Consider the following 23,919-nt stretch of genomic DNA (forward strand, 5'->3'; position numbering starts at 1 on the left):
ATGTCAACAGCTATACAAAATATATCATTATCAGGCCATAAAAAGCAGGTTTCCAATAAGGAAATGACCTTTTTGGAACGTATGTACCTGATGGCTATTTTTAAAGGGTTATGGATTACCATCAAACACTTTTTCAGAAAAAAAGCCACCATTCATTATCCGGAACAAGTTAGGGAATTCAGTCCGGTTTACCGTGGACAACACATGTTGAAACGCGACGAACAAGGCCGTGAAAACTGTACGGCTTGTGGGTTGTGCGCCTTGTCCTGCCCTGCGGAAGCTATCACAATGAAAGCTGCCGAAAGAAAACCGGGAGAAGAACATTTATACCGCGAAGAGAAATATGCCGAAATCTATGAAATCAACATGTTGCGTTGTATTTTCTGTGGATTGTGTGAAGAAGCTTGTCCGAAAGACGCTATTTACTTGACCCTTTCCAAAGAATTAGTTCCGGCGAGTTACGACAGAGAGGATTTCATTTTCGGAAAAGATAAATTAGTTATGCCATTAGAAATGGCTATGGCAAACACTAATAAACTGAATTAATTATGTCACCAGTTCAAATCATATTCTACGTTTTAGCTGCCATCACTTTGTCAACGGCATTCTTAACGATTTACAGCAAAAACCCAATCCACAGTGCTATTTATTTAGTGATTTGCTTTTTCTCAATCGCCGGTCATTATTTACTTTTCAATGCGCAATTCCTGGCCATTGTTCACATCATCGTATATTCCGGAGCCATTATGGTGCTCTTCCTCTTTACCATCATGTTGATGAATTTGAATAAAGAAGACGAAGTCCATAAACCCCGAATTACAAGACTGGGTGCTATCGTTGTTTTCATAGTACTGAGCATTGTTTTAATTACAATTTTCATTCATTCCAAAACCATCATGGGTCCTTATGATCCGCTGGGCGAAGATTTCCAATCCATCAGAAAGCTTGGGAATGTGTTGCTGAACGAATACATGGTGCCTTTCGAATTTGCTTCCATCTTATTATTGGTAGCGATGATTGGTGTGGTTTTATTGTCTAAAAAAGAAAAAACAGAGAAATAAAATGAACAATATTTTAAATCAAATAGGAATAGAAAACTACATTTTCCTTTCGGTGTTGCTTTTTTGCATCGGCGTTTTCGGAGTGTTGTACCGTCGAAATGCCATCATCGTTTTCATGTCGATTGAGATTATGCTGAATGCGGTAAACTTATTGTTCGTAGCCTTTTCTACGTATCACCAAGATGCCGAAGGACAAGTATTTGTATTCTTCTCGATGGCTGTGGCTGCTGCCGAAGTGGCTGTAGGCTTAGCGATTCTGGTTTCGGTTTACCGAAACTTAGGCTCGATTGATATTGATAATTTAAAGAATTTAAAAGGATAACCCGGGATGGAAACAAAATTAGCTTTACTATTACTCTTAGCTCCATTTGCTGGATTTCTTTTCAATATTTTCTTTGGAAAAAAAGTAAGCAAAGGTTTTGCCGGCGCCGTTGGAACGCTGACGGTGGTGGTTTCCTTTTTGCTGAGCATTTGCTTTTTTACACAACTGAATCAAAACGGAAAACCGGTTCACATCTTATTATTTGAATGGCTTTCGGTACATAATTTCAAATTATTCTTCGGATTGCAATTAGACCAATTGTCTTTACTTTGGTTATTATTCGTAACCGGAATTGGTTCGTTAATTCACTTATATTCCATCAGCTACATGCACGATGACGAGAATATGCACAAGTTTTTTGCCTATTTGAATTTGTTCGTGTTTTTCATGATAACGCTTGTTATCGGAAGTAACTTGTTGGTGATGTTCATTGGTTGGGAAGGCGTTGGTCTTTGCTCCTATTTGCTTATCGGATTTTGGTATAAAAACCAAGATTATAACGATGCGGCCAAGAAAGCTTTTATCATGAACCGTATTGGGGATTTAGGTTTCTTAATCGGAATATTCCTGTTGGCCAATTACTGTGGGACTTTAGAATTTGTACACATGAAACCAATGCTCATCTCAGGTTCTGTATCCGGAGTAAGTACACAAGTTGTAATCGCTGCTTTGTGTTTATTCATCGGAGCCTGCGGAAAATCAGCACAATTGCCATTATACACTTGGTTACCGGATGCCATGGCTGGTCCAACACCGGTTTCGGCTTTAATCCATGCGGCAACGATGGTAACAGCCGGTATCTTTATGGTAACCCGAATGAATTTCTTATTCGACTTAACGCCACAAGTACAAACGATAATCGCCATTGTTGGTGCAGCTACAGCTTTAGTAGCGGCTTCGATTGGTTTATTACAAAACGATATTAAAAAAGTATTGGCTTACTCAACCGTTTCCCAATTGGGATTAATGTTCCTGGCTTTAGGGCTTGGCGCTTACAACGTAGCAGTATTCCACGTAATTACGCATGCTTTCTTCAAAGCTTGTTTGTTCTTAGGTTCCGGTTCCGTAATTCACGGTTTGCACGGAGAACAGGACATGCGAAAAATGGGTGGTTTGCGCAAAGCCATGCCAATCACTTACATCACCATGTTGATTTCTACTTTAGCGATTGCCGGTATTTTCCCATTCGCAGGGTTTTGGTCCAAAGACGAAATCTTAATGGTAGCTTTTGAACACAATAAAGTCTTATGGGTAGTAGCTTCAATCGCTTCTATCATGACCGCTTTCTATATGTTCCGATTGATGTATCTGACTTTCTTCAAAGAATTCAGAGGCACCGAAGAACAAAAACAACATTTGCATGAAAGTCCAAGTCTGATAACTATTCCCTTAGTAATCTTAGCGATTTTGGCTTTGATTGGTGGTGCCATCAACTTACCGGGCAGCAATTGGTTAAACCATTTCTTAGAACCAATTTTAGCAACCAAACACGAAGAACACGCTTTGGGCAGCAACGAATACATGTTGATGGGGATTGCTTTAGCCGGTGCTCTTGTTGGGATTGCCTGGGCGTATTCCAAATACATCAAACAAGCTTTTGTTCCTAAAGAAGATGCCGAAATTGTTGGTTTCAACAAAACGGTGTACAACAAATATTATGTAGATGAATTCTATACTTTCTTACTTGTAAAACCAATCAACGGCTTGGCGAATTTCTTCCGAACTACTTTAGAACCGGCTTTAGGCAAAGTGGTTTACAGTTTGGGAACCGCCGCGAATGGCTTGGGAACACAAGGAAAGAAATTGCAAAACGGAAACATCGGTTTATACCTTTTCGCTTTTGTGATTGGAGTTTGTGCCATCATAACGTATTTATTTATAACTCATATCGCTCAATAATTTTACATAATGGATGTAACTACTATATTATTAGTACTTCTGGTGGGTTCGATTGCCACCTTTTTAGCAGGAGATAAATTAGCTTCCAAAGTGGCGCTGCTATTCAGTTTAGGAGCGTTGGGAGTGTCTTTGTATTTATTGAACTTATTGAATCAAGGCGCCAACATCGGCTTCATGGCAGGCTGGATTGACAACCCGAAAGTAGCTTTAGCTTTCAAAGCTGATGGCTTATCGATGGCCATGGTTTTATTGACTACTGCTTTGACACCGCTAATTATTTTCTCTTCTTTTGGGAATCAATTCTCCAATAGCAAAAATTTCTATGCTTTAGTATTGTTTATGGCCTTTGCCATGACAGGAACGTTCTTAGCTGCTGACGGATTATTATACTATATTTTCTGGGAATTGGCTTTGATTCCGATTTACTTCATTGCTTTAATTTGGGGGAATGGCGATGCCGAAGAGCGCAAAAAAGCAGTCTTAAAATTCTTCATCTATACTTTAGGAGGTTCCCTTTTCATGCTAATCGCTTTTGCTTATTTATACTCAAAAGCCGGAAGCTTTTTACTGGAAGACTTATACAAACTTGATTTATCCTTCCAGGAACAATGCTGGATTTTCTTCGCGTTTTTCTTAGCTTATGCTATCAAAATTCCGATTATTCCTTTCCATACCTGGCAAGCTAAAGTATACCAAAAAGCACCAACCGTTGGAACGATGCTGTTATCCGGTATCATGCTAAAAATGGGATTGTACAGCGTTATTCGTTGGCAACTACCAATCGCACCCAGTGCTGCCAGACAATACATGCCGATTCTGATTGGGTTGAGTATTGCCGGAGTTATCTATGGTTCAATCGTGGCTTTGCGCCAAAAAGATTTGAAAAAATTATTGGCTTATTCTTCTTTGGCCCACGTTGGTTTAATCGCAGCTGGTTGCTATACTTTGACACTTGACGGATTGAGTGGAGCGGTTTCCCAAATGATTGCCCACGGATTTGTAATCGTAGGCTTGTTCTTCGCCGCAGAAATTATTTTCAGAAGATACGAAACCCGAACCATTGCCGATATGGGTGGCATCAGAACACAAACGCCTAAGTTCTCTTCGATGTTTATGATTTTGGTTTTGGCATCCGTTGCCTTGCCGGGAACCTTCAACTTCGTGGGAGAGTTCACAGTGCTGTTCAGCTTAAGTCAGGCTAATATTTGGTTCGCCGTTTTAGGTGGAACTACCATTATTTTGGGTGCTTACTATATGTTGAAAATGTTCCAAAACACCATGTTGGGAGAAACCAACACCAAAGTGTTTGCAGACGTAACCACCAATGAAGCCATAACGCTAATCATTATCATCGCCTTTTTGTTATTCTTCGGCTTGTATCCAAAACCGATTGTCGATTTGGTAACGCCAAGTTTAAAAGTCATTTTACAAACTATAAATAGATAAAAGTCCAGAAATGAATACATTAATTGCCATATCAGGTTTAGGTGTTTTTTGCCTCATCGCTGAAATCTTTAATTTAAGAAAGCTGTTAGTTCCGGTTGCCGTACTAGGACTATTGGCTATTCTTGGACTTACCGTTTCTGAATTCAACACTCCGAATGCGTATTACAACAACATGATTGTAGTCGATAAATTTTCGGTAGCGTTTTCGAGTTTGTTTATTGTCCTTACCATTTTCTTAGTGGCGTTGAGTGGCGATTTCTATAAAGAGCATCCCACTAAAATCTCGGATTTTATCGCCATCAAAATATTCCTTTTGGCCGGAGCTGTGGCTATGGTTTCTTTCGGAAATTTATCGATGTTCTTCTTAGGAATTGAAGTACTGTCCATCTCCCTATACATCTTGGCTGCCAGCCGAAGATTAGACGTGAAAAGCAACGAAGCCGGAATGAAATATTTCTTATTGGGTTCTTTCGCTTCGGGAATACTGTTATTCGGAATTTGTTTGATTTATGGTGCCACCGGTTATTTTGACATTGCGGAAATCAAAGATTTATCGTCAGGATTAGGAATGCCTATTTGGTTCCCCATCGGGATTACTTTGATGGTTATTGGTATGCTGTTCAAAATTGCAGCAGCCCCTTTCCACTTTTGGGCTCCCGATGTTTACGAAGGCTCCCCATCTATGACAACTGCTACTATGAGTACGTTGGCCAAAGTAGTAGCGATGGCCGCTTTATACAAATTACTAAACGGCATGACCACCGCATTAACACCAACTTTTGAAATGGTAATTGTGGTCGTTTCCATACTATCCATGACTGTCGGGAATATCATGGCTTTGCGTCAGGAAAATGTAAAACGTATGTTGGCATTCTCAGGTATATCGCATGCCGGATTTATGTTGATGGCTATTTTAAGTTTAGCTACAGCAGCCAGCACGCTTTTATATTACACTGCTGCTTATGCCTTGGCCGGTATCGCTTCTTTTGCCGTAATCATTTATGTTACCCGAAACAAAGACAACGAGGATATTGCCAATTTCAACGGCTTAGGAAAAACCAATCCATTACTAGCCGCTATCTTAACGGCTTCGCTTTTATCCATGGCCGGAATTCCGATTTTTGCCGGATTCTTTGCTAAGTTTATGTTGTTCAGTCAAACCATCAAAGCCGGATTTTTAGTTGTAGTTATTGCCGGGGTTATCAACTCAATTATCAGTGTGGGCTACTATTTCAAACTGATTTTGGCGATGTATACCAAAGAAGCTCCCGAAGCAAAACAACCGGTTCCGTTGGTATATTATGCTGTGGCAGTACTAGCTATTTTACTAAACATCCTAATGGGAATTTATCCGTCATTCGTGACCAATTTATTGAACTAAAAAGAGTTCTCCATAACTATACCGAAAACCATCAAGAGTCATTTTGATGGTTTTTTCTTTTAAATAAAATCTTATATTTGGGTAACAAAATATATTGCGCATGGAAAACGCTACTAAAGTATCGGCTGCTTACAAAAAAGCTCCTTTAGATATTATTGCCTTTTATCTCTTTGCTATTGCCATTTCGGTATTCAGTTTTTATTTGAATTTGGATAGCAATAAAAACCTAAAAGCTACCCTGGTTCCCTATACCGGCTGGGGGTTTGGACTAGGCTATTTGTTTTTGATTTTCGCTATTTCGAGCAGTCTGTTCACATACAGAGTTTCGGTAACCAAAACCCTTAGAAACCTACGTGTTTATATTATCATTTTTATGCTAATAAATGTCTACGAAGGCGTTCAGGATTGGCTCTCGGTTACCCCCGAAGATTACACCAATCCGAATCCGTATTTGCGCTACGACACCTTGACCCCTGTTTACACTATAGGCGTACCTCTGTTCTGGACGTTACTCCTGGCAGGTTCATTACTGTGGCATTACTTCCAAAACAAAAAAGAAAACAACCTTAATCCTGACGCAAAATCTTAAAACCTATCTAAACCATCAAGTACCATTTTGATGGTTTTTTTGTTAGTAAAAAATCCTCGAAATTAACTTTTGTTCCGCTGTCAATAATCGACTATTGTGTAATTTTATACCATGTATGCTTTAGTCGATTGCAATAATTTCTATGCTTCCTGCGAACGTGTTTTCCAGCCACACCTGGTAGGCAAACCCATTGTGATTTTATCCAATAACGACGGCTGCATTATTTCCCGAAGTGATGAAGCCAAAGCACTCGGCATTCCCATGGGTGCTCCCGAATTTAAAGTGCGGCAGGAACTCAAGGATAAAAACATTCATGTCTTTTCTTCCAATTATCCTTTGTATGGTGATTTGAGCAGTCGCGTGATGAGTATATTGGAAGGCTTCACACCGCATACAGAACCGTATAGTATAGACGAAGCTTTTTTGAATTTTGATGGCGTACCGGTTCCTGATTTTTATGACTATGGCGTACAGATGAAACGGCGTATTATGAAATGGCTCAGCATTCCGGTTTCGATTGGTTTTGCCGAAACGAAAGCCCTCTCAAAAGTAGCCAACAAAATTGCCCGAAAGTATCCGGAAAGAACCCAAGGGGTCTATTGCATCGATTCTGAAGAGAAACGCATCAAAGCCTTGAAATGGACTAAAATTGAAGACGTATGGGGCATTGGTTTTCGGTTGAAGAAAAAGATGAAAGACAAAAACATCAACACCGCTTACGATTTCACATTGCCACAGCATGAAAACTTCATCAGAACTACTATGGGAGTTACCGGTCTCCGCCTAAAAAGCGAACTCGAAGGCAAATCTGTTTTGACTTTAGACAATCCGTTGGAGGACAAAAAAAGCATTGCCATTACCCGAATGTTTAAAAAGAAACTTTCAGACTTTGACGGCATTAAAGAACGGATTTCAACATTTGCCACAGTCTGTGCCGAAAAGCTCCGCAAACAGCATTCCTGTTGCCACAGCGTGATTGTTATTTTGGTCAAAGACAAACAACTGACCTACGACAAACGCTATTACCTCAGTCAGATGGAAACCCTGTCTTTTGCCAGTAATTCCAGTTTAACGATTAGCAATGTCGCTGTTGGTCTTTTGAAAAAACTCCACCAACCTGGTGAAACCTATCTGAGAGCCGGAGTCATTGTAACCGGACTTGTAGCGGAAAACCAAAAGCAACTCCATCTGTTTGAAGAAGAAAATCCAAAACATTGGAAACTGATGCAGGTGATGGATGCCTATCATAAAAAAACGGGCGAACGCAAAATCCGTTTGGGTAATCAGGATTTACAAAACACCTGGATTATGAAACAAAATCATCTGTCTAAAAAATACACTACTGATTTTAACGAAATACTGGAAGTACAATGCCGATAAAAAATAAGCTTTCTTTTTTTGTGTCAGATACAAACAATAATCTGGAACTCCCTTATTTCAGTGGTGGTATCAAAGCCGGTTTTCCATCACCGGCAGCCGATTTCGACGAAACCAAAATCAGTTTAGACAAAGTACTAGTCAAAAACCACGAAGCCACTTTTTATGCCAAAGCCTCAGGAACCTCAATGATTGGTGCCGGTATAGACGATGGCGACATTATGGTCATCGACCGAAGTTTGGAACCACAAAACGGAAAAATTGCCGTATGCTGCATTGATGGAGAATTCACAGTGAAGCGCATCAAAATAGAAAAAGACGGTCTGTTTTTACTTCCCGAAAACAAGGACTATCAACCCATAAAAGTCACCGAAGAAAACGATTTGATTATTTGGGGCATTGTGACTTATGTGATTAAAGCGATGTAACCGAACACTTTTCTGAAAATTTCACAGCATTTACGCTCAAAGACCTAAATGTCTTTAGAATAATTGTTAAATAATACAGTCAGAGAATGAATGATTTATATATTTGCCGCAACTAAACTAAACCACATCTAATACCACATGAAAACTATTTATTTTTTCCTGCTTTCTTTTTTTATAGTGACCACAACAAGCGTCGCCCAAGACAAAAAAGAAGCTTCGAAGATTGTTGAAAATTATGACTTAGCCAAAATAAAAGAGCGTCAGGAATTTTTCAAAAAGAAAGAAACAACAGAAAAAGCAAAAGCCGAAGCAGCAGCCAAAATCAATCATTGGCCTATCAAAATCGTAAAAGACAGCTCCATGAGTGAATTGATGCGATTGACTCCGGATGGCCATCCCATTTATTACACCACCGACAATGCCAATGCCGCAAAATCTACCAGAGCCAACCATTTAAATACTGGCGGCTCCCTTGGTTTAGACCTTAACGGACAAGGCATGATTGCCCGGGTTTGGGATGGAGGAACCGTAAGAGCTTCACATACTTTATTTTCAGGCAGAGTCACTGTTGTTGACGAACCAAGCAGCAATACATATGTAGTACATTCTACCCACGTAACCGGAACCATCATGGCTTCCAATGCACAGGCAGCGACCAAAGGAATGGCCTACCAGGCAAGCGCCCGAACTTTTGAATGGACCAATGATCTTTCAGAAGCATTAGACGAAGTACAACAAGGAATGTTAATTTCCAATCACTCCTACGGAACTCCTATAACAGGGACAACCGATGCTTTACCAGCCTGGTTTATTGGCGCCTATTCTTCCGAAGCCAGAGATTGGGACGAAGCTGCTTATCTTTCGCCTTACTATTTAATGGTAGCTTCGGCAGGAAACGATGGGTATGACAACAATAATGCTAATCCTATTGCTTATGGTTTTGATAAATTAACGACCAACAAAACCGCCAAAAACAATCTAGTAGTGGCCAATGCTCAGGATGCCGTGGTAGCCACCAACGGAACCTTAACCAGTGTAGCCATTAATGGTTCCAGCAGCCAAGGTCCAACGGATGATTTAAGAATAAAACCGGACATTACCGGTAACGGTACCGCCGTTACGTCTACCAGTAGTACCAGCAATACCGCAACGGCTACACTAACCGGAACTTCTATGGCTTCTCCAAACGTAGCCGGAACTTTATTACTGCTGCAACAACACTATAAAAACATAACCAATAGCTTCATGAAGGCGGCAACCTTAAAAGGCCTGGCTTGTCACACCGCCGATGATGCAGGCGAAGTAGGCCCGGATGCAGTTTTTGGATGGGGATTATTGAATGCCAAAAAAGCAGCAGAAACCATTACCGGAAACGGACTCACCTCCTGGGTTTCGGAAGAAAATTTAGCGCAACACCAAACCTACAGCATGACGGTAAAATCGGATGGGGTTTCCCCGCTGATAGCTTCCATCACTTGGACCGACTTACCGGGTAATGCCAATTTGGGTGACTTAGGAGACAACGATCCAACACCAGCATTAGTAAATGATTTAGACATCAGAATAACCAAAAACAACTCCACCTATTACCCTTGGCGATTAGATCCTGATCCTAACAATCCGGCTATCAGAACCGGAGACAACAATGTTGACAATGTAGAGCAAGTCAAAATCGATGCACCAACCGCTGCGGGTGATTATACAATAACCATTTCACACAAAGGAAACTTACAGGGAGGCAGTCAAAATTACTCTTTGGTAGTTACCGGAATCACTTCTTCTTTTTCGCTAAACTCAACCACTTCCGATTTAGTAGTTTGTGCTAATCAAACAGCGGCTTTCAGTTTTAATTACAAACAAACCGGAACCGGAACCACCACTTTCAGTGCTGTTGGGTTACCAACGGGAGCTACGGCCAGTTTCAACAATAATTCCTTAAGTGCTAATGGTGTAGTTACCATGACTCTTTCGGGCTTATCCAACATAGTGCCCGGAGAGTATATTATCGGTATAAAAGGTACCAGCGGAACAGAATCGGAAACCCGATACAAAACCTTAAGAGTTTACAATTCCACCTTTCAAAATATCAGTTTAAGCTCGCCAACCAATGGACAAACCGGACTTTCCACTTCGGTAAATTTAAAATGGAATACCAATGCCAATGCAGAGAGTTATACCGTTCAGGCTTCTACCTCATCCACATTTGACACAACCATCGTCAATGATGTCGTTACTACAAACGAATACGTAGCTACCGGTTTAAACCAACAAACAAGATACTACTGGAGAGTGATTCCAAGCAATCACTGCGGCAACGGAATTCCGGCCAACGCTACCGTTTATAGTTTTGACACCGGAATTGTAGTATGTGGCTCCACTTCATTTACCGCTACCGATTTCTCGAATGCCTTTATCGACTCTGTTTCCAATTCCACAGCCAGTGTTCCGGTAACCGTTAGCGGTGGCTACACTATTGGAAATCTAAAAGTACGTCTTAACATTACACATACCTATGTTCAGGACATGACCATCTCCTTAGTGGGTCCGGCAGCTATTGGAAGCCCAACCATTATTTTGTTAAAAGAACCTTGTGGTGACAATGACAATATTGCCTGTACTATGGATGATGCAGGAGGCGCACCGGCTTGTTCCGGCAATCCTTCTATATCAGGAACCATTGCTCCTTATGATTCTTTAAGCTCCTTAAATACCTTGCCAGCCGATGGCGAGTGGACCTTACACGTAAACGACCCATACAATGGCGACGGTGGAAGCGTCAACTCATTCAGCATCGACCTTTGTTATGTGACTCCGGCTTTAGCAACTCCCGAAAATGAGTTAGCCAATGTAAAAGTCTATCCAAATCCAACCAAAGGAATCATCAACATCAGCCTGCCTTCAGCGTTAGATAAAACACTATTGAAATTGCATGACATACAAGGCAGAGAAATTCTTTCCAAAGAAACCAATGCCGCCAATGAAGTCATCAACATAGAAAACCTGCAGGAAGGCGTTTACCTGCTTTCCATTGAAAACGGCAAAAACAAAACCACCAAAAAAGTAGTTTTAAACAAATAAACACAGCAGCATAAAAAGTAAAAAGGAGTTCCAATGGAGCTCCTTTTTTTATGGAAATATATTTATATCTTATTTAATTGCTCTAATTCCGCTGCAATCGCTTTTCCCACAGCAACGGCCGACTGTGGATTTTGTCCGGTAATGAGTCGGTGATCGCTTACGACATGGGATTGCCATAGCCCCGACTTCTCAAATTTCGCTCCTCTTTCTATGAGTTTGTCTTCTAAGAGGAATGGAACTACTTTTTCCAATCCGACAGCAATTTCCTCTTCGTTGGTAAAAGCATTTACTTTTTTGCCATCCACCAAATACTTTCCGTTGCTGAGTTTGATATTGACAAGCCCAGCCGGACCGTGACAAACAGCGCTTACTATCCCATTGTTTTCATAAATTTTGGCCGCAATAGTGGCGATTGCTTCATTATCGGGAAAATCCCAAACGGCACCATGTCCACCGGCAAAGTGAATGGCCACATAGTCTGCCGGATTGACTTGTGATGGTTTCAGCGTGTTTTCAACCTTATGGCGATACACTTTATCCTCCCAAAACTTTTTGTTGACCGGGTCGCTCAAATCAAATCCGTCAACCGGCGCTTTCCCCCCTTGAGGGCTTACAAAATCAATCTCATAACCTGCTTCATGCAGTATTTCCCATGGATGGGACACTTCGCTCAGGTAATACCCAGTAGGCTGATTGGTGGAACCTTTTTTATCATGACTGGTCACCACAAATAAAATTTTCTTTTTCATTTTCGTATTGTTTTGCGTTTGGGCAGTAGCTTGTGAACTGATTATCATTATGGTGCCAACTGCGATAACCATCATGACTCTTTTTAAATACGGTAGTATTGTTTTCATTTGATTTGTTATTTTCTTGAAATTTTTGAACTGAATAAAGTGACCACTATGGCAAGCAATACAAATAGTGCTCCTACCCATGGCGTGGCTCCAAGGCCTAGGGAAGATTCTACCACCAATCCTCCGGCGAATGCCCCAATGGCGATACCCACATTGAAGGCGGCAATGTTAAAAGCAGAGGCGACATCTTCGGTACCCGGTAAATGTTTTTCGGCAAGTTGCACTACGTACAATTGAAGTCCGGGTACATTGGAAAAAGAAAGCGCTCCCAAAACAAACAAAGTTACGATACTCCAAACAGAATCACTAGCTGTAAAGGTGAATAGTAACAGTGCGATTGCCTGTAAAACAAACATCCACAACAAAGCCTTTAATGGGTTTTTATTAGACACTTTTCCTCCTATCAGGTTCCCAAAAGCAATGGCAATACCATACAAAATCAAAACCAGAGTAACCATAGATTCTGAAAGCCCTGTGATTTTTTGCAATATGGGAGATAAATAGGTAAAGGTCACAAACGTTCCTCCATATCCTAAAGCGGTCATCAGGAAAGCCAATAACAAGCGTTTGTTGGTAATGACTTTAAACTGCTCCTTAAACGATACCTGTGCTTCATTCTTAATAGTATTGGGGACCAATATCCAACTCGAAACCAAACCGATAATACCCAGCAAAGCCACTCCTATAAACGTTGCCCGCCAGCCAAACTGCTGTCCGATAAAAGTCCCTAAAGGAACCCCGGTAACAATAGCAATGGTCAAACCGCTAAACATGATGGATATGGCCATGGCTCTCTTATGAGCAGGCACCAAACCCGCAGCAATGGTTGACCCAATAGAAAAGAAAACACCATGGGCAAAACCGGTAATGATTCGGGCCATGACTAGGGTAAGGAAGCTTGGGGCTATAGCGGCTAAACCATTGCCTACAATAAACAAGGCCATTAAACCGATGAGTAATTTTTTGCGGGGAAGGCGACTCGTTAAAGCTGTCAGAACCGGTGCCCCAATGGCGACACCAATGGCATAAAGGCTCACTAACAATCCGGCGGAAGGGATGGTGATTTTTAAATCATTGGCCACGGTAGGCAATAAACCTACAATGACAAATTCGGTCGTCCCAATACCAAAAGCACTGATGGTCAGAGCCCATAGCGCAGCCGGGATACTGGTGGCAGTAGTTGTTTTGGGGGCATTCTCATACGTTATTGATTTCATCCGTTGTACTATTAAAATTAACAGTACAAAATTCGGCCACCTAGAATGGCTGTGCGAGGACAAACATCACCATTTTGAAGTGATGTAGATCACATATACGCTATCCCTTAAATCGGCTTAAGGTTTCACGGGTAACCCCTAAATAAGAAGCCAGTAACTTCTTAGGAACCCGTTGCACTAAATGCGGGAGTTTTTTGAGTAGATTATTGTAACGCACTTCGGCCGTTTCGGTAAGCATTGACAAGATACGTTGTTGCAAGGCAATATACCCGTAATGCGATTTTATCCGAAAGAAATTAGCCATCTTAGGCATCTCCTGACACAGCTGTTCCCGGCCTTCTTTCCCGAGACAGAAAAATTCGGAATCTTCGATACAATCGATAAACAAGGTTGCCGGGGTTTGGGTTTGAAAAGCCTGAAAGTCGCTTGTCCAATAGTATTCCATAGCAAACTGAAGTATATGCTCCTTCCCTTCGCCATCAATGGCATACGCTTTTAACAAACCCTTAATCACAAAGTATTCGCAAGAAACCGGTTGGCCTTTTTGCACAAGGAATTGGTGTTTTTTGAGTTTTTTATGGGTAAAGAATGGATAAATGTATTGCCACTCCATATCGGATATCGGGCAAATCTCTTCTATATGCTTTCTAAGTACTAAATACTGCTGCTCCATAATCTAAAAACAGATTACAAAGGTAGCAAAATACTTTAGGGAATAATCAAAATAGGTTTTCCGAAGACAGTAAGGTATGGAAATAAAAAAAGACCATCATTTCTGATAGTCTTTTTGTTTTTGCTCCCCCTCTTGGGCTCGAACCAAGGACCCTCTGATTAACAGTCAGATGCTCTAACCAACTGAGCTAAGGAGGAAGATTTTATATCTTTTAAGCGGTTGCAAAGATAGAACGAATTTTATTTTTTGCAAATAAAAATGAATAAAATTTCGAAAAATATTATTTGCCTACAATCGCCTTGTAAATATCATTCCCATTAGCAAAAAGCAATAAGGTAATAAGTAGTACAAATCCAACCAGTTGGGCTCTTTCCAAAAATTTATCACTAGGTTTTTTACGCGAAATGATTTCATACAATAAAAACATCACATGCCCTCCATCCAATGCCGGAATCGGCAATAAATTCATAACACCAAGCATAATGGATAACAAAGCCGTAATGCTCCAGAAAGCTTCCCAGCTCCAAGTATTCGGGAAAATATTGAAGATAGCCGCAAAACCACCCACCCCTTTATAAGCTCCGGTCTTTGGATTAAAAATAGCTTTCAGTTGTTTGCCGTAATTGCTTAATTGCGTAAAACCTTTATTTATTCCCACCGGAATAGACTCAGTAAAACTGTATTCTTCTTTGCTGATTTTGTATAAGCCTAATTTTTCTAAATCGTCATAAGGCGTTCTGAAAGCGTAAGCCACTCCCAACTTCCCTTTTTGATTCACTTTTAAAGCAACAGCAACTTCTTTCCCGTCTCTTTTAACCAGTGCCGGTACTGTTTTCCCTTTTAGGGTATCTACTGCCGCAATAACATTGTCAGCGTATTTAACTGATTGCCCATTAAAACTGGTGATGATGTCACGCGGTTTTAATAATCCTTTGTTTTGAGAATCATCCTGTACTTCCATCACCACAAACGGCACACGCAATTCAACCAACGAGGATTTTTTCCCCTGCATCAGTTGATCAATAAAGTTTACCGGAAAATGTACTTTCACTTCTTTTCCATCGCGAAGCACCACAATCTCTTTAGACAAGAACAACTTCTCATTCGACTCATAAAAACGATTGACTTTCTCGCCATCAATCGAAACTAGTTTGTCACCTGTTTTTAATCCTGCTTTTTCCACTACCGGATTGGTAATCCAGATTCCGTCTTTTACTTCACTATTGGCAATGTATTGTTCGCCATAGAAAAAAGTCATTCCGATGTAAATAATAAAAGCCAAAATAAAATTCACCGTCACACCACCCAACATGATGATTAAACGTTGCCAGGCCGGCTTAGAACGGAATTCCCAAGGCTGTGGCTCGGCTTGCAATTGTTCCGTATCCATGCTCTCGTCTATCATTCCGGCAATCTTAACGTAACCTCCAAGTGGCAACCATCCAATACCGTATTCGGTTTCCCCGATTTTCTTTTTCAGTAAAGAATATTTGATGTCAAAAAACAAATAGAATTTTTCAACTCTTGTCTTAAATAATTTGGCAGGAATAAAATGTCCTAATTCGTGAAGTATAATTAATATTGATAAACTCAGTAAAAATTGAGATAATTTGATTGCAATTTCCATTTCTTATGTATCGGTTTCTTTTAAACGCACAAAAGTAAGGTTTTCACCTTACTCCTGCATAGATAATTTGTTTTTGATTATTTTTTTATGAATTTTTTATGATAAGTACCTTCACCCGTCTGAATATCCATATAATGTACACCCGATGACAAAGTACTCACAGAGAAATCAGATGTGGCACTTTCCATAACTTTCTGACCCAGATTGTTATAAATCGTAACTTTTTCCAAAGTCATAGTGCTCGGCATTTGAACATGCAAAACATCAGAACTAGGATTCGGATATACCGTAATGGCTTTCTCTAAATCAAAACTCTGATTGCCTAAAGTCACTGTAGAGTTATTGGAAATAATATGACGCTCCGGATCAAACTCCAAACTGGTAATTGGGAACGGTACACTCTTAATGATTTCTTCCCCATCATAAGTATTGTCTAACACCAAATCCGCTTGTTGTCCTCCCGCACCATAAACCCTAACCGGAACCGGCATTTCAAAATAAGTTACCGAGGCATCCGATTGGGTTTGACTTACGGTAAATTTAGCTTGTCCGGCTCCCCAGTTCTGAGCCGTTATGTTGTATGTCGGATAGCCTTGATTGTACACCCAGTCATTAAAAAACTCCGTTAAACTTTGTCCATACACCGCCTCTAAATGCGCTTGCAAATTAGACGTTACCGCATATTTATAGGCCAAATTAGTATCGGCTAAATAATTTTTCAGAGCTTGAAAAAACATCACATCTCCCATTTTGAAACGCAGCATTTCCAAAACCATAGCGCCTTTATCATAACTCAATCGGCTGCTGAAAATTCGGTTTACATCTGTCGCTTGGGCATCCGTAAGATAAACAGCTCCGGATGGATTGGAAGTAATGTAATTAATCATATCGGCCTTATCGGCAACAAAAGCATCAAGACCATCAAAGTTTTCAATAACCAAATCGGCTAAATACGTAGCAAACCCTTCATTCAACCAAATGTCTTTCCAGGAACCACAAGTAATTTTATCGCCAAACCATTGGTGTCCCATTTCGTGAGCAATCAATTGTCGGTCAAAACTAACCATGAAAGAAACTGTGGTGTGTTCCATTCCGCCTCCCCAACCAAATTGGGCATGGCCATATTTTTCATTGTGAAACGGATACACTTCGAACAAACTTTCATATAAATTCAAAATCAATGGTGTTTGATCCAAATCGGTTTGCACCGAAGCTAAATCTTCCGGATAGATGTAATTGATAATTGGGTAGGTATTTGGAGCAGTTCCCGCCGTTTGATTGTAAACACTGTAATTGGTAACCGCAATAGCAATCAAATAAGCCGGAATAGGATAACCGTGATGAAAATGAGTCGTTTTATTACTTCCGGAAATCACCGGAGCAGTCGTTTCAATTCCGTTAGCAACGGCTTTGTATTGGGATGGAGCCGTAATATAAACATCAATACTATCCACTTTATCATTCAAATCTTGTTTGCATGGCCACCAGTCTCTGGCGCCAAAAGGTTCGGAAAGTGTCCAAATGATTGGCGTTCCATTGTGTACATCTTTAGTAAACGCTTGTTCCGAAGTTCCCGGAGCTCCCGAATAATTAATCTCAACGGTAGCCGAATTGCCAATGGTTAAAGTGCTTGGCAACGTAATGACTAGTTCTTTACTGGAATTTTGTACAAAAGTCAAATTAGTAGTCCCGCTTTTTACCGAACTAACCGTTAAAACATTGTTCAAATCAAACGTAACGGTAGTCATATTGCTCAATGCTCGGAAAGTAGTGGTCACTTTTCCGGTTATAAAATAAACCGCCGGATTAACGGTGAATTCTAACTTATGATACGTTATATCATAATTTTGAGTGTGAGGATTGGCTTGAAAATTGGCAATTTTTGCTGCTGCTTTCATCTCAGCCTCTGCTATCGAATTTAAACGTTTCCGATTGTTTTGGGCAAATGAAAAAGATATCGAAAGGCACAAGCAGAAAATGTAGATTTTTTTCATGGTATTTGAGAAATTTTTGCGAATATAATAATAAAGATAATGAGCCGTTATTAAATTTTTGGTAAAATGATACCTTATGAACAGATTCGTAATCATTTACCCTAAAAATAAGTTTTTTTATATCTCAAATTTTATACAAAACATTTCCTTAAATTTGCGACCTTATAAAGAAATGTCATGTTACAAATAAGTTACATCAGAGAAAATCAGGAAAAAGTGATTACCGCTTTAGCCAAAAAGCACATGGATGCCAAGGCTATCGTTGAAGACGTAATCCAATTAGACGAAAACAGAAGAAGCACACAGGTGGCTCTTGACAATACTTTGGCAGAAGCCAACAAACTATCATCCGCTATCGGCGATTTGATGAAAAACGGCGAAAAATCCAAAGCCGAAATATTAAAACTAAAAACAGTCCAACTCAAAGAAACCAGCAAAGAACTTTCTGAGAAATTGGAAACGTTTGCCACGGAACTTACTCAAAAAATGTACTTATTACCGAACCTCCCTGCTGACATTGTGCCAGAAGGAAAAACGCCGGAAGAAAACTTAAATGTTTTTGAAGAAGGTGACATTCCTGTGTTACACGAAGGAGCGCAACCGCATTGGGAATTGGTCAAAAAATACGACATCATTGATTTCGAACTGGGTGTAAAAATTACTGGTGCCGGATTCCCGGTTTACAAAGGAAAAGGGGCTCGTTTGCAACGCGCTTTAATTGCCTACTTTTTAGATAAAAATACCGAAGCCGGGTACCAGGAATTTCAAGTGCCTCATTTAGTAAACGAAGCTTCCGGTTTCGGAACCGGACAATTACCTGATAAAGAAGGGCAAATGTACCACGTTGGCGTTGACGATTTATACTTAATTCCAACTGCCGAAGTACCGGTAACCAATTTGTTCCGCGACGTCATTTTACAGGAAACCGAATTGCCGGTTTTGTGTACAGGCTACACGCCCTGTTTCCGTAGAGAAGCCGGTTCGTATGGCGCGCACGTTCGTGGTTTGAATCGTTTGCACCAATTTGACAAAGTAGAAATCGTTCGCATCGAACATCCTGATAATTCTTATGCTGCTTTAGACGGCATGGTAGAACACGTAAAAAACATCATGCGCGAACTGAAATTACCGTTCCGTATTTTAAGACTTTGTGGTGGAGACATGAGCTTTGCTTCGGCCTTAACCTATGACTTTGAAGTGTTTTCAACAGCTCAGGATCGTTGGTTGGAAATCTCATCGGTTTCCAATTTTGAGACGTTCCAAGCCAATCGTTTGAAATTGCGTTTCAAAGGAAAAGACGGTAAAACCCAATTGGCACACACCCTGAACGGAAGTTCCTTAGCCCTGCCAAGAGTTTTAGCTGGAATTATAGAAAATTACCAAACCCCGGAAGGTATCGTAATCCCAGAAGTATTGCGCCCTTACACCGGTTTTGACATCATTAACTAAAACGTTAATCTTTCGTAAACAATGTACTAAATCGACACAAAAAGTGTTACTTTAGTACATTGTTCGTTTTAATGGAAATTATGAAAAAACTCCTGTCTGTAGCTTTATTATTCTTGTCGCTTTCGGCTTTTGCTCAAAACGAGCAATTGGCCAATAATTATTTTGACCGTGGCGAATTTGAGAAAGCCTTAATCAGCTATCAGGATTTATTGAAAAGTCAAGTTGGGAATTTTAATTATTTCCAAAGAGTGGTAGAATGTTATCAGCAATTGCAACAGTACGACAAAGCCGAAAAAGCCATTCAGGAGCAATACGACCGATTCAAACAAAACCAATTGCTGGTGGAGTTAGGTTATAATTACCAACTGCAAAAAAATCAAGAGAAAGCCGTTAAATATTTTGATCAAGCCATTGATAAAATCAAAAAAAATGCGAATGAAGTATACGGAATCGCTTATGTTTTTGAAAAAAAATCATTGATTGATTATGCTCTATTAGCCTATAAAACTGCTTTGGACAAAGATCCTAAATTGAGTTTTAATTTTCAAATGGCTATGCTCTATGGGCAACAAGGTCACACCGATTTAATGATTGAAACTTTCTTAGACGAATCCATCAAAAACCCACAAAATCTTCCTGTAATTCAGAATCAGCTATCGCGATTTATGACTGAAGAAACAGATGCCAATTTCAATGATGCTTTGAAAAAAGCACTGTTGGTCAGAGCTCAAAAAACACAGGATGTTTTTTGGAATGATTTTCTGAGCTGGTATTTCGTGCAACTTAAAGAATATGGCAAAGCGTTCATTCAACAAAAAGCCATCTACAAAAGATATCCGGAATCGTTTGCCAATATTGTGAATTTAGGTCAAATGGCGATTGAGGACAACGACCAGGATTCGGCCAAAGAAATCCTGACGTTTGTATTAGACAATACCAATGATTTAGAGTTGCTCATCAAGTCGCATTCCTATTTGGTGCAAATGAAAATTGATCACGCTTTAGAAAAAGACTATCCGGCCATCACAGCAGAATTGGAAGCCTTGATTAAAGAATTTGGCGTAAGCCCTTACACGCTTTCCTTATTAAAATTACAAGCCGATTTCACCGCTTTTCATTTGAAAAACCCGGAAAAAGCAAAAGTGATTTTGAAAAATGCCATGGAAATGCCCATCAACAAATACCAATTGGCAGAAGTAAAAATGGAGTTGGCAGACATTCTTTTATTCGAAGAAAAATTCAATCAGGCGCTGATTTATTATTCGCAGATTGATGAAGAAATGAACGGGGATGTCATTGGTCAGGAAGCCAGTTTAAAAACCGCCAAAACCAGTTATTTCAAAACCGATTTTGCCTGGGCTTCCCACCAATTGAAAGTCTTAAAATCAGCTACCTCCGAGCTCATTGCCAATGACGCTTTGGATTTGTACATGTTGATTAGCGATAACACTGTGGAGGATTCCACGCAAGTAGCTTTGAAGAAATTTGCCCGTGCTGATTTTCTTTTGTATCAAAATAAAAAAACAGAAGCCTTATCCCAATTTCAAGCCATTTTAAAAGAAAACAAAGGCGATCAGATTGAAGCAGTAACCTTGTTGCGCATCGGAAAAATATATGAAAAAATGGGCGATTTCACCAATGCTTTAGCCAACTACAATGAGATTGTCACCAAGCAAAAAGAGAGCATTTACATAGATGAAGCGCTGTATTTTTCGGCAGAAATTTACAATACCCAACTCCACGACAGTGAAAAAGCGAAGCCTCTTTACGAAGAAATTATTTTTCATCATGAAGACAGCATTTACTATGTCGACTCGCGGAACAAATACCGAAAACTGCGTGGCGACACCAATTTATAATCTACAAATTTCAAGACAATGATACTTTACAACGTAACCATCAACATACACGAAAGTGTTCACGACCAATGGATGCAATGGATGCAGGAAAAACACATCAACGACATGCTGGCTACTGGAAAGTTTTCTTCGGCTCGTATGGTAAAAGTATTGGTGGAAGAAGAAATGGGCGGAACCACTTATTCCATTCAATTCACAACAGACAGTAAAGAAACCCTGCAACGCTACTACGACGAAGATGCGCCAAAACTCAGAGCTGAAAGCGCCCAATTATTCGGTGACAAAATGTTGGCCTTCCGCACGGAATTGGAATTAATCTCCGATCATTAACAGACAAAATTCAGACATCTTAGAAAAGAGTCTAAAACGTCTAACAACCTAACAATCTATCATGAGTCAAGTAAAAGCCAAAAAACACCTCGGGCAACATTTCTTAACCGACGAAACTATCGCCAAAGACATTGCCGACACTTTAGCTTTTGAAGGCTATGACAATGTATTGGAAATAGGTCCGGGCATGGGCGTGTTGACCAAATATCTTTTGGAAAAACCAATCACCACTTACGTTATCGAAATCGATACAGAGTCAGTGGAATATTTGAATACCCATTACCCAAAACTGGAAGGCAAAATCATTTCCAAAGATTTTTTAAAGTACAATATCAACGAGGTTTTTGAAGGCAAACCGTTTGCGATTATTGGCAATTTCCCGTATAACATTTCGACTCAAATCGTTTTCCGCTGTTTGGATTTACGCGAACAGGTTCCGGAGTTTTCGGGCATGTTTCAGAAGGAAGTGGCTGAGAGAATCTGTTCTAAAAAAGGCAGTAAAGTCTATGGTATTTTATCCGTTTTAGTGCAGGCTTTTTATGAGGCGGAGTACTTATTTACCGTTGATGAAACCGTTTTCAATCCGCCACCAAAAATAAAATCGGGTGTTTTGCGTTTGCGCAGAAAAGCGGATTTTCATTTATCGTGTAACGAAAAGCTATTTTTTAGTGTTGTAAAAACGGGCTTTCAGCAACGCCGCAAGACCTTGCGAAATAGTTTAAAATCCTTCAACCTTTCGGATAATTTAAAAGAAGATAGTATCTTTGACCTCCGTCCGGAACAATTATCTGTAGAACAGTTCATAGAACTTACCCAAAAAATAGAAGCCAATGCAGTTTAAAATCAGCAAAGAACTCTTAGCGCAAATCGAGCAACTCATTCATGACAAGAACGACCAGGAATTGGAAGTATTGTTGAATGACATGCACCATGCCGATATCGCCGAGATTTTTGATGAGTTAAACATTGAGGAAGCCACTTATATTTTCAGAATATTAGATAGTGAAATCACCGCTGAAATCCTTCCTGAACTGGAAGATGATGTGCGTGAAAAAATCCTTCATGGCCTTTCGGCTAAAGAAATTGCGGAAGAGTTAGATGAATTGGATACGGATGATGCTGCCGATATCATCGCTGAACTTTCGCAAAGCAAAAAAGAAGAAGTAATCTCGGAGCTCGAAGACGTAGAGCACGCCAAAGACATTGTGGATTTGTTGCGTTACAACGAAGACACAGCCGGAGGTTTGATGGGGAAAGAGCTGGTGAAAGTCAATGAAAACTGGAATGTGCTCACCTGCGTCAAAGAGATGCGGATTCAGGCAGAACACGTTACCCGCGTACATTCTATCTACGTGGTGGATGATGAAAACCGATTGAAAGGAAGATTGTCTTTAAAAGACTTATTGACCACTTCTACCAAAACTCCGATTAGCGAAGTTTATATCAAAAAAGTAGATTACGTAAAAGTAGATACTCCCAATACCGAAGTGGCGCGCATCATGCAGAAGTATGACCTGGAAGCCATTCCCGTTGTGGATGAAATGGGCCGATTGGTAGGTCGTGTAACGGTAGATGACATCTTAGACGTTATCAAGGAAGAAGCCGATAAAGATTACCAAATGGCGGCCGGTATCACGCAAGACGTAGAAGCTGGCGATAGTGTTTACGAACTCACTAAAGCACGTTTGCCTTGGCTTTTAATAGGAATGGTTATTGAAATCATAGCTTCGTTTGTGTTAAAAAACAACGAGTCTGCTTTTCACAAATATGAAACCTTAATCATTTTTGTACCGCTACTTTCGGCAACTGCAGGAAATATTGGCGTTCAGGCATCAGCTATCGTGGTACAAGGTTTGGCCAACGGCACTTTGAAAGAATTCAGTAGAAAATATTTCAGCAAGGAACTCACCGTAGCCATGATTTCGGGAACAATAATCTCATTATTCTTATTGATATACCATTCTGTGATGTATCAGCAATATCAAGTGGGATTGGCGATTTCTATTTCTATCATAGTGGTGATTCTTTTTGCCGCTACTTTGGGAACCTTAGTACCCTTATTTCTTCACAAAAATAAAATCGATCCGGCTATCGCTACGGGGCCTTTTATTACTACCACCAATGACGTTTTTGGTATTATTCTATACTTTGCCATTGCCCGTTTGATTCTTGGATTTTAATACACCCCTTTCCAAATAAAAATAGTTGGAAATTCAAGTAAAAGAATTCATTGAATGCAGTTAACACATACTGCTATAAAATAAATTCAAAAGAAACTTGACATAGAATTACGATAGAATTGACTTTTAATTTTGCTTTTTAAAAGTAAAAT

At 40.1% G+C, this 23,919-nt stretch carries 20 protein-coding genes and 1 tRNA gene; 15 read left to right on the forward strand and 6 right to left on the reverse strand.

Annotated elements, in window-relative coordinates:
• From V7D82_RS02085 to V7D82_RS02130, 10 genes are all read left to right on the forward strand, one after another.
• The gene (locus V7D82_RS02085; protein ID WP_333599315.1) at positions 1-546 is read left to right on the forward strand and encodes a NuoI/complex I 23 kDa subunit family protein; all 546 of its coding nucleotides are present in this window, start codon (positions 1-3) and stop codon (positions 544-546) included.
• A 2-nt stretch (positions 547-548) separates the two neighbouring features.
• Positions 549-1,061, forward strand: a complete 513-nt coding sequence (locus V7D82_RS02090; RefSeq protein WP_333599316.1) for an NADH-quinone oxidoreductase subunit J family protein — start codon at positions 549-551, stop codon at positions 1,059-1,061.
• A 1-nt stretch (position 1,062) separates the two neighbouring features.
• Positions 1,063-1,383 carry an NADH-quinone oxidoreductase subunit NuoK gene (nuoK, locus tag V7D82_RS02095; RefSeq protein WP_162126706.1) on the forward strand — a complete coding sequence of 107 codons (321 nt, stop codon included), beginning with the start codon at positions 1,063-1,065 and terminating at the stop codon, positions 1,381-1,383.
• A 6-nt stretch (positions 1,384-1,389) separates the two neighbouring features.
• On the forward strand, positions 1,390-3,282 hold the full coding sequence (gene nuoL, locus V7D82_RS02100; protein WP_333599317.1) for an NADH-quinone oxidoreductase subunit L: 1,893 nt from the start codon (positions 1,390-1,392) through the stop codon (positions 3,280-3,282).
• A 9-nt stretch (positions 3,283-3,291) separates the two neighbouring features.
• Complete coding sequence (locus tag V7D82_RS02105) at positions 3,292-4,728, forward strand: complex I subunit 4 family protein (RefSeq protein WP_333599318.1); 1,437 nt, start codon at positions 3,292-3,294, stop codon at positions 4,726-4,728.
• A gap of 10 nt (positions 4,729-4,738) precedes the next feature.
• On the forward strand, positions 4,739-6,109 hold the full coding sequence (locus V7D82_RS02110) for an NADH-quinone oxidoreductase subunit N (protein WP_333599319.1): 1,371 nt from the start codon (positions 4,739-4,741) through the stop codon (positions 6,107-6,109).
• 100 nt (positions 6,110-6,209) lie between these two features.
• Positions 6,210-6,698: a hypothetical protein gene (locus V7D82_RS02115; RefSeq protein WP_333599320.1), complete on the forward strand. Its 489-nt coding sequence runs from the start codon at positions 6,210-6,212 to the stop codon at positions 6,696-6,698.
• A 111-nt stretch (positions 6,699-6,809) separates the two neighbouring features.
• Positions 6,810-8,078 (forward strand): Y-family DNA polymerase, encoded by a 1,269-nt coding sequence (locus V7D82_RS02120; protein ID WP_333599321.1) that lies wholly within the window; start codon positions 6,810-6,812, stop codon positions 8,076-8,078.
• The gene (locus tag V7D82_RS02125; RefSeq protein ID WP_333599322.1) at positions 8,069-8,503 is read left to right on the forward strand and encodes a LexA family protein; all 435 of its coding nucleotides are present in this window, start codon (positions 8,069-8,071) and stop codon (positions 8,501-8,503) included. Before V7D82_RS02120 ends, V7D82_RS02125 begins: the two co-directional genes overlap by 10 nt.
• Positions 8,504-8,641: 138 nt before the next feature.
• A complete protein-coding gene (locus tag V7D82_RS02130; protein ID WP_333599323.1) occupies positions 8,642-11,581 on the forward strand; it encodes a S8 family serine peptidase in 2,940 nt (979 codons plus the stop codon).
• Between the two features lie 62 nt (positions 11,582-11,643).
• On the opposite strand, the gene V7D82_RS02135 is transcribed toward V7D82_RS02130, so the two are convergent.
• The 6 genes from V7D82_RS02135 to V7D82_RS02160 form a co-directional block, all read right to left on the reverse strand.
• On the reverse strand, positions 11,644-12,438 hold the full coding sequence (locus tag V7D82_RS02135) for a type 1 glutamine amidotransferase domain-containing protein (RefSeq protein WP_333599324.1): 795 nt from the start codon (positions 12,436-12,438) through the stop codon (positions 11,644-11,646).
• Between the two features lie 8 nt (positions 12,439-12,446).
• Positions 12,447-13,655: an MFS transporter gene (locus V7D82_RS02140; protein WP_333599325.1), complete on the reverse strand. Its 1,209-nt coding sequence runs from the start codon at positions 13,653-13,655 to the stop codon at positions 12,447-12,449.
• A gap of 100 nt (positions 13,656-13,755) precedes the next feature.
• Positions 13,756-14,328 (reverse strand): Crp/Fnr family transcriptional regulator, encoded by a 573-nt coding sequence (locus V7D82_RS02145; RefSeq protein WP_333599326.1) that lies wholly within the window; start codon positions 14,326-14,328, stop codon positions 13,756-13,758.
• Between the two features lie 123 nt (positions 14,329-14,451).
• Positions 14,452-14,525: transfer RNA gene (locus V7D82_RS02150), tRNA-Asn, on the reverse strand.
• 83 nt (positions 14,526-14,608) lie between these two features.
• Entirely contained in the window at positions 14,609-15,955 is a 1,347-nt protein-coding gene (gene rseP, locus V7D82_RS02155) for an RIP metalloprotease RseP (protein ID WP_333599327.1), read from the reverse strand.
• A 77-nt stretch (positions 15,956-16,032) separates the two neighbouring features.
• Positions 16,033-17,949 carry a M1 family aminopeptidase gene (locus V7D82_RS02160; RefSeq protein ID WP_333599328.1) on the reverse strand — a complete coding sequence of 639 codons (1,917 nt, stop codon included), beginning with the start codon at positions 17,947-17,949 and terminating at the stop codon, positions 16,033-16,035.
• 177 nt (positions 17,950-18,126) lie between these two features.
• Between V7D82_RS02160 and serS the strand changes: the two genes are divergently transcribed.
• From serS to mgtE, 5 genes are all read left to right on the forward strand, one after another.
• On the forward strand, positions 18,127-19,398 hold the full coding sequence (gene serS / locus V7D82_RS02165; RefSeq protein ID WP_333599329.1) for a serine--tRNA ligase: 1,272 nt from the start codon (positions 18,127-18,129) through the stop codon (positions 19,396-19,398).
• Positions 19,399-19,478: 80 nt separating this feature from the next.
• Entirely contained in the window at positions 19,479-21,257 is a 1,779-nt protein-coding gene (locus V7D82_RS02170; protein ID WP_333599330.1) for a tetratricopeptide repeat protein, read from the forward strand.
• A gap of 18 nt (positions 21,258-21,275) precedes the next feature.
• Complete coding sequence (locus V7D82_RS02175; protein ID WP_333599331.1) at positions 21,276-21,587, forward strand: DUF4286 family protein; 312 nt, start codon at positions 21,276-21,278, stop codon at positions 21,585-21,587.
• A gap of 61 nt (positions 21,588-21,648) precedes the next feature.
• Entirely contained in the window at positions 21,649-22,428 is a 780-nt protein-coding gene (rsmA, locus tag V7D82_RS02180; RefSeq protein WP_333599332.1) for a 16S rRNA (adenine(1518)-N(6)/adenine(1519)-N(6))-dimethyltransferase RsmA, read from the forward strand.
• A complete protein-coding gene (gene mgtE, locus V7D82_RS02185) occupies positions 22,418-23,767 on the forward strand; it encodes a magnesium transporter (RefSeq protein ID WP_333599333.1) in 1,350 nt (449 codons plus the stop codon). The genes rsmA and mgtE overlap by 11 nt, the downstream gene beginning before the upstream one ends.
• Positions 23,768-23,919 lie beyond the last annotated feature (152 nt).

The sequence above is a fragment of the Flavobacterium sp. genome (assembly GCF_036741995.1).
Classification (GTDB): Bacteria; Bacteroidota; Bacteroidia; order Flavobacteriales; family Flavobacteriaceae; genus Flavobacterium.

Excerpts from the sequence above, each read along its gene's own strand:
- V7D82_RS02145 (WP_333599326.1), bottom strand. The coding sequence starts at position 14,328 with ATGGAGCAGCAGTATTTAGTACTTAGAAAGCATATAGAAGAGATTTGC.
- rsmA (WP_333599332.1), top strand. The coding sequence starts at position 21,649 with ATGAGTCAAGTAAAAGCCAAAAAACACCTCGGGCAACATTTCTTAACC.
- V7D82_RS02120 (WP_333599321.1), top strand. The coding sequence starts at position 6,810 with ATGTATGCTTTAGTCGATTGCAATAATTTCTATGCTTCCTGCGAACGT.
- V7D82_RS02125 (WP_333599322.1), top strand. The coding sequence starts at position 8,069 with ATGCCGATAAAAAATAAGCTTTCTTTTTTTGTGTCAGATACAAACAAT.
- V7D82_RS02090 (WP_333599316.1), top strand. The coding sequence starts at position 549 with ATGTCACCAGTTCAAATCATATTCTACGTTTTAGCTGCCATCACTTTG.
- nuoK (WP_162126706.1), top strand. The coding sequence starts at position 1,063 with ATGAACAATATTTTAAATCAAATAGGAATAGAAAACTACATTTTCCTT.
- V7D82_RS02160 (WP_333599328.1), bottom strand. The coding sequence starts at position 17,949 with ATGAAAAAAATCTACATTTTCTGCTTGTGCCTTTCGATATCTTTTTCA.
- serS (WP_333599329.1), top strand. The coding sequence starts at position 18,127 with ATGTTACAAATAAGTTACATCAGAGAAAATCAGGAAAAAGTGATTACC.
- V7D82_RS02110 (WP_333599319.1), top strand. The coding sequence starts at position 4,739 with ATGAATACATTAATTGCCATATCAGGTTTAGGTGTTTTTTGCCTCATC.
- V7D82_RS02130 (WP_333599323.1), top strand. The coding sequence starts at position 8,642 with ATGAAAACTATTTATTTTTTCCTGCTTTCTTTTTTTATAGTGACCACA.
- V7D82_RS02105 (WP_333599318.1), top strand. The coding sequence starts at position 3,292 with ATGGATGTAACTACTATATTATTAGTACTTCTGGTGGGTTCGATTGCC.
- V7D82_RS02115 (WP_333599320.1), top strand. The coding sequence starts at position 6,210 with ATGGAAAACGCTACTAAAGTATCGGCTGCTTACAAAAAAGCTCCTTTA.
- V7D82_RS02135 (WP_333599324.1), bottom strand. The coding sequence starts at position 12,438 with ATGAAAACAATACTACCGTATTTAAAAAGAGTCATGATGGTTATCGCA.
- V7D82_RS02140 (WP_333599325.1), bottom strand. The coding sequence starts at position 13,655 with ATGAAATCAATAACGTATGAGAATGCCCCCAAAACAACTACTGCCACC.
- nuoL (WP_333599317.1), top strand. The coding sequence starts at position 1,390 with ATGGAAACAAAATTAGCTTTACTATTACTCTTAGCTCCATTTGCTGGA.
- mgtE (WP_333599333.1), top strand. The coding sequence starts at position 22,418 with ATGCAGTTTAAAATCAGCAAAGAACTCTTAGCGCAAATCGAGCAACTC.
- rseP (WP_333599327.1), bottom strand. The coding sequence starts at position 15,955 with ATGGAAATTGCAATCAAATTATCTCAATTTTTACTGAGTTTATCAATA.
- V7D82_RS02175 (WP_333599331.1), top strand. The coding sequence starts at position 21,276 with ATGATACTTTACAACGTAACCATCAACATACACGAAAGTGTTCACGAC.
- V7D82_RS02085 (WP_333599315.1), top strand. The coding sequence starts at position 1 with ATGTCAACAGCTATACAAAATATATCATTATCAGGCCATAAAAAGCAG.
- V7D82_RS02170 (WP_333599330.1), top strand. The coding sequence starts at position 19,479 with ATGAAAAAACTCCTGTCTGTAGCTTTATTATTCTTGTCGCTTTCGGCT.